This is a genomic window from Pseudomonas sp. Sample_24 (assembly GCF_004307605.1).
Classification (GTDB): Bacteria; Pseudomonadota; Gammaproteobacteria; order Pseudomonadales; family Pseudomonadaceae; genus Aquipseudomonas.
This window is the reverse complement of record NZ_RCNW01000525.1, coordinates 1-748: the sequence shown is the minus strand read 5'-3', so window position 1 is coordinate 748 and position 748 is coordinate 1. Positions and strand designations below refer to the sequence as shown.

Here is a 748-nt window from a genome sequence, read left to right as displayed (position 1 = left end):
GTCCGTGAAGTGATGACGCCTAAAGAGCGTCTGGTCACGGTCAAGGAAGGCGCCGACAAGAACGATGTGCGTGAACTGCTGCACAAGCACCGCATCGAGCGCGTGCTGATCGTCGACGACAAATTCACCCTCAAGGGCATGATGACCGTCAACGACATCGAAAAAGCCAAGGCCTACCCGCTGGCCAGCAAGGACGATCAAGGTCGTCTGCGCGTTGGCGCTGCGGTCGGCACCGGTAAAGACACCGGTGACCGCGTAGCTGCCCTGGTCAATGCCGGCGTTGACGTCGTCGTGGTCGACACGGCTCACGGTCACTCCAAAGGCGTGATCGACCGCGTTCGCTGGGTCAAACAGAACTTCCCGGAAGTGCAGGTCATCGGCGGCAACATCGCCACCGGCGCTGCCGCCAAGGCCCTGGCCGAAGCCGGCGCTGACGCAGTCAAGGTCGGTATCGGTCCTGGCTCGATCTGCACCACCCGTATCGTCGCCGGTGTCGGCGTTCCGCAAATCAGTGCCATCGCCAACGTCGCCGCTGCCCTCGAAGGCACGGGCGTGCCGTTGATCGCCGACGGCGGCATCCGTTTCTCCGGTGACCTGTCCAAGGCCATCGTGGCCGGTGCTTCCTGCGTGATGATGGGCTCGATGTTCGCCGGTACCGAAGAAGCGCCGGGCGAGATCGAACTGTTCCAGGGGCGTTCGTACAAGGCTTATCGCGGCATGGGTTCGCTGGGCGCCATGTCCCAGGCTC

Annotated in this window: 1 protein-coding gene; it reads left to right on the top strand. The window is 63.4% G+C overall.

Translation table 11 applies throughout. The features are described from left to right. On the top strand, positions 1 to 748 hold a 748-nt coding region (locus D8V06_RS29705; RefSeq protein WP_177434515.1), incomplete at both ends, for an IMP dehydrogenase.